Origin of the sequence: Brevibacterium sp. (assembly GCF_022712115.1) — a bacterium.
Lineage (GTDB): Bacteria > Actinomycetota > Actinomycetes > Actinomycetales > Brevibacteriaceae > Brevibacterium > Brevibacterium salitolerans.
Genome location: NZ_JALAHB010000221.1, coordinates 1 through 5,098, shown reverse-complemented (window position 1 = coordinate 5,098; position 5,098 = coordinate 1). Strand labels below are relative to the sequence as shown.

Sequence of the window (5,098 nt, the reverse complement as noted above, 5' to 3'; positions counted from 1 at the left end):
GTGTGGGGTGTGAAGTGTGAGGCGCGGGAGACGGGAAGCACGGGGCGGTGCTCAAGGCCCGGCGCGTGCGGGAGGCTGCCGCCTTCGTCGCGCTCACGACGGCGCCCCGGGGTGACCCGCGGGTAGCTTCCGTGACGCATTCAGGGAACTCGAATGGTCCGCGAAGGGGCATCTCAGGTATGGTCTGTCTCACATTCCAGAACAGTGACGCCGCACACACGTGCGGCGCAGACCTCGAGAAGGACGTATGAAGCGCACATCCCTCGCGGCCGCCGCACTGGCGGGCGCGCTCATCCTCTCCGCCTGCTCCACCTCGACCACGGGTGAGGGCGGCGGAGGCGGAGACGACGGCACACTCACCGTCGGCACCACGGACAAGGTCACCAAACTCGACCCCGCCGGCTCCTACGACAACGGCTCCTTCTTCGTGATGACGCAGGTCTTCCCGTTCCTCATGGAGTACCAGCCCGGCACCGCCGATGTGGCGCCCGGCATCGCGGAGTCCGCCGAGTACACCTCGGACACCGCCTACGAGGTCAAGCTCAAGGAGGGGCTCACCTTCTCCAACGGCAACGAGCTCACCTCCTCGGACGTGAAGTTCTCGTTCGAGCGTCAGAAGGAGATCGCCGACCCCAACGGTCCCTCCTCGCTGCTGGGCTCCCTCGACTCGATCGACACCCCGGACACACCACGGTGGTGTTCAACCTCAACCGCCCCACGGACCAGACCTTCCCGCAGGTGCTCGCCGGGCCGGCCGGGCCGATCCTCGATGAGGACGTGTTCGCCGCGGACGCGGTCACGGAGGACCAGGAGATCGTCGACGGCGACGCCTTCGCCGGCCCCTACCGGATCGACAGCTACGACTTCAACAACCTCGTCTCCTACAAGAAGAACGAGGTCTACCAGGGCAGCCTGGAGCCGGCGAAGTCGGAGACCGTCAACATGACGTACTACTCCGACGCCAACAACATGAAGCTCGACATCTCGCAGAACACGATCGACGTGGCCTACCGCTCGCTGTCCGCCACGGACATCGAGGACCTTGAGGGCGACGACGCGGTGGAGGTCCACCACGGTCCCGGCGGCGAGATCCGCTACATCGTCTTCAACTTCGACACCATGCCCTACGGTGCGAAGACGGACGAGGCGGACGAGGACAAGGCGCTGGCCGTCCGGCAGGCGGTGGCCGGCAGCATCGACCGCCAGGGCATCGCGGACCAGGTCTACAAGGGCACCTACACGCCGCTGCTCTCGCACGTGCCGGAGGGCCTGGCCGGTGCCAACCATGCGGTGGCCGACGCCTACCTCACAGACGACGGCGGCGCGGACGTCGAGGGAGCGAAGAAGCGCCTCGAGGACGCGGGCGTGGAGACGCCCGTGGACCTCAAGCTGCAGTACAACCCGGACCACTACGGCCCGTCCTCCGGCGACGAGTACGCCCTCATCAAGCAGCAGCTCGAGGACTCCGGCCTCTTCACCGTGGATCTGCAGTCGACGGAGTGGGTGCAGTACGCGGAGGACCGCACCAAGGACGTCTACCCGGCCTACCAGCTGGGTTGGTTCCCGGACTACTCCGATGCGGACAACTACCTGGTGCCGTTCTTCTACGACACCGAGGACTCCGCGAGCTTCCTCGGCAACCACTTCCGCGACGAGGAGATCAACGAGAAGCTGGTGGAGCAGGTCTCCGAGGAGGACCCGGAGAAGCGCGCGGCCCTCATCGAGGACCTGCAGACGGACCTGGCGGAGCAGCTCTCCACCGTGCCCCTCCTGCAGGGCGAGCAGATCGCGGTGTCCGGCACGGACGTGCAGGGCGTCGACAACGCGCTCGATCCCTCCTTCCAGTTCCGCCTGGCGCTGCTGGGCAAGTGAGGCGCTCCGCCGCGCGCGGCACCGGCCCCGGAACCGCACGGCGCTGAGGTGCTGAGCGTGTGCTCCACCGGGTGTCTGCCACCCGACTGAGGCGGTGGTCCCCCGCGGACCACCGCCTCGGGCGTGCCGGTGCGGCCCCGCCCGCCAGCCCGCTTCCTCCTCCCGAAAGACGCCCCCATGTCAACCACAGTCGCCCTTCCCGAGGCGGCCGGCGGCGCCCCGGAGCCCGGCGCCCCCGTCTCCTCCGGGAAGTCCGCCGGTTCCGGACTGCTGCGCTACCTGGTGATCCGGTTCCTCCTCATCATCCCCACCGTCTGGATCCTCACCACCCTCGTCTTCTTCCTCATGCGCGTGACGGGCGACCCCATTACCGCAGCGCTCGGCGGCCGCCTCACCCCGGCGCAGCTGGCGGAGAGGATCGAGGCCGCCGGGTACGACAGGCCGCTCCTCGTCCAGTACTTCGAGTACATGGGCGGGCTGCTGCGCGGTGACTTCGGCACCGCGATCTCCGACGGCCGCCCGGTCACGCAGATCCTCCTCCAGCACGGCACCGCCACGCTCGAGCTGGTCTTCTACGCCGTGATCGTCGCGCTCGTGATCGGGGTGCCGCTGGGCATGCTCGCAGCCCGGTTCCGCGACCGCTGGCCGGACGCCGTCCTGCGCATCCTCGCGATCCTCGGCTACGCCACGCCGGTGTTCTTCGCGGGCCTCGTCCTCAAGCTGATCTTCGGCGCGTTCTGGCCGGTGCTGCCGGTCTCCGGCCGCGGTTCGTCCAGCACGGAGCTGCTGATGTCCGGCGTGGTCGCCCCCACCGGCATCTACTCGCTCGACGCACTCCGGATCGGCAGCATGCCGGCGTTCGCGGACGTCATGTCCCACGCCGTGCTCCCGGCCGTCGCACTGGGCCTGCTCACCGGCGGCACCTTCCTGCGGCTGGTGCGGACCAACCTGATCGGCACGCTGGAGTCCCAGTACGTGGAGTCCGGCCGCTCCCGAGGCGTGAGCGAGTTCCGCCTCGTCACCCGCCACGCGCTGCGGCCGGCTCTCATCCCCATCATCACGGTCATGGGGATGCAGGTGGCGATGATGCTCGCCGGCGCGGTGCTCACGGAGACCACCTTCGAATGGAACGGTCTGGGCTATCAGCTCGCGGAGTACCTCACGGCGCGCGACTTCGTCGCGGTGCAGGGCATCGTGGTGCTGCTGGCGGTCGTCGTCGCCGTCACCAACTTCATCGTGGACATCATCGCCGCGCTCATCGACCCGCGAGTGAGGTACTGACATGGCAGACGAGAACAGGACTGAGAACCCGCGTGCCGGTTCCGCCGCGGAGACGGACGCGCTCGCCCCCGCCGCAGCGGTGAGGCGTGAGCCCCTCCTCCTGCGGCTGCCGGTGGTGCGGGACATCCGCCGCTCGGTGGGACTGCAGCGCGGCATGCTGCTCACGGGCGTGGTGATCGTGGGAGCGGTGGTGCTCTGCGCCGTGCTCGCGCCCCTCATCGCGCCCTACAAGTACAACCAGCTCGCGAACGCGGACGGCTACTTCGGAGCGCAGCAGCCGCCCAGCGCGGAGCACCCGTGGGGCACCACGGTGGGCGGCTTCGACGTGCTCTCCCGGGTGATCTGGGGGACGCAGACCGCCGTCTTCGTCATCGTCGTGGCCGTCGTCATGAGCCTCTTCATCGGCGTGGCGCTGGGACTGCTGTCCGGATACTTCGGCGGGTGGCTGGACCGGATCCTCGTGGTCGTCGCGGATGCGATCTACGCCTTCCCCTCCCTGCTGCTGGCCATCGTCATGACGATCGTGATCTCCGGCGGGCAGTCCAACGTGGTGGGCGGAGTGTTCGCGGCGGCCATCTCGATCACCGTGGTGTTCGTCCCGCAGTACTTCCGCGTGGTGCGCTCCGAGGCGGTCCGTCTCCGCTCCGAGCCGTTCGTCGAGGCCGCCCAGGTGCTGGGCGAGCCGTCCCTGAAGATCATCACGCGGCACGTCTACCGCAACGCCACCCGCAACATCCCGCTCGTCTTCACCCTCAACGCCTCCGAGGCGATCCTCACCCTCGCGGCACTCGGGTTCCTGGGCTTCGGCATCGAGCCCACCTCGGCGGCGGAGTGGGGCTACGACCTCAACAAGGCTCTGGCGGACGTCACCAGCGGCATCTGGTGGACCGCCGTGTTCCCCGGCCTGGCGATCGTGCTCACGGTCCTGGGCATCACGCTCGTGGGCGAGTCGATGAACGACCTCGCGGACCCGCGCCTGCGCCGGCGGCGCTCGCGGAGGGTCCGCACGGAGAAGGAGACTGCGAATGGCTGAGCGGCGCAACGCGAACGGGCCCGTCCTGGACATCTCCGGGCTGGACGTCACCTTCGCCACGGACGGCGGCGACGTGCACGCGGTCAAGGATCTGTCCCTGCAGGTGGCCGCCGGTGAGGTGCTCGCCATCGTGGGTGAGTCCGGCTCCGGCAAGACCGTGACCGCCCGGACTGTCCTGGGCCTCATCCCGGAGACCGCCACGGTGGGTGGGGCGGTGGTGCTCACGGGCACGGACGTGCTCACGGCCTCGGCCCACGAACTGCGCAGTCTGCGCGGCTCCGATGTCTCGATGGTCTTCCAGGAGCCCTCCACCGCGCTCAACCCCGTGCACACGGTGGGGTGGCAGATCGCGGAGGGGCTGCGCGCGCACCGGCCGGGCGCGAAGAAGAAGGAGCTGCGGGCCGCCGCCGTCGCCGCGATGGAGCAGGTGGGCATCCCGGATGCGGAGAGCCGGTACGACTACTACCCGCACCAGTTCTCCGGCGGGCAGAAGCAGCGGATCGTCATCGCGATGGCGCTCGCCCTGGGTGCCAAGGTCATCGTGGCGGACGAGCCCACCACCGCGCTCGACGTCACGGTGCAGGCGGAGATCCTCGACCTGCTGCGCGAGCTGCGGGAGAAGACGGACACCGCGATCGTGCTCATCACGCACAACATGGGGGTCGTCGCGGACCTCGCAGACCGGGTGGCGGTCATGTACCGCGGCGACCTCGTGGAGACGGCGGACGTGCAGACGCTGTTCTCCGCCCCGCGGGAGGAGTACACGAAGCAGCTGCTCGCCGCCGTGCCGCGCCTGTCCGTGACCGAGGTGTCGGACCTGGTGGAGGGCGCGGGGGAGCCCGGGGCGGGCTCGGTGTTGCCGGAGCCGGACTCACCCTCGATGGCGAGCACCTCACCGGCGGCCACCTGCAG

At 69.3% G+C, this 5,098-nt stretch carries 3 protein-coding genes and 1 pseudogene; all 4 read left to right on the top strand.

Annotation, left to right across the window (positions count from 1 at the left end):
* Positions 1–247 precede the first annotated feature (247 nt).
* Positions 248–1,872, top strand: a pseudogene (locus tag Q0A33_RS13195) (ABC transporter substrate-binding protein).
* Between the two features lie 177 nt (positions 1,873–2,049).
* Entirely contained in the window at positions 2,050–3,153 is a 1,104-nt protein-coding gene (locus Q0A33_RS13190) for an ABC transporter permease (protein ID WP_291797595.1), read from the top strand.
* A 1-nt stretch (position 3,154) separates the two neighbouring features.
* Positions 3,155–4,186, top strand: a complete 1,032-nt coding sequence (locus Q0A33_RS13185) for an ABC transporter permease (protein ID WP_291797592.1) — start codon at positions 3,155–3,157, stop codon at positions 4,184–4,186.
* On the top strand, positions 4,179–5,098 hold a 920-nt coding region (locus tag Q0A33_RS13180; protein ID WP_291797589.1), incomplete at its 3' end, for an ABC transporter ATP-binding protein. The genes Q0A33_RS13185 and Q0A33_RS13180, both read left to right, overlap by 8 nt.

Bases quoted from the DNA above. Each gene is read 5' to 3' on its own strand.
- Q0A33_RS13185 (WP_291797592.1), top strand. From the start codon at position 3,155: ATGGCAGACGAGAACAGGACTGAGAACCCGCGTGCCGGTTCCGCCGCG.
- Q0A33_RS13190 (WP_291797595.1), top strand. From the start codon at position 2,050: ATGTCAACCACAGTCGCCCTTCCCGAGGCGGCCGGCGGCGCCCCGGAG.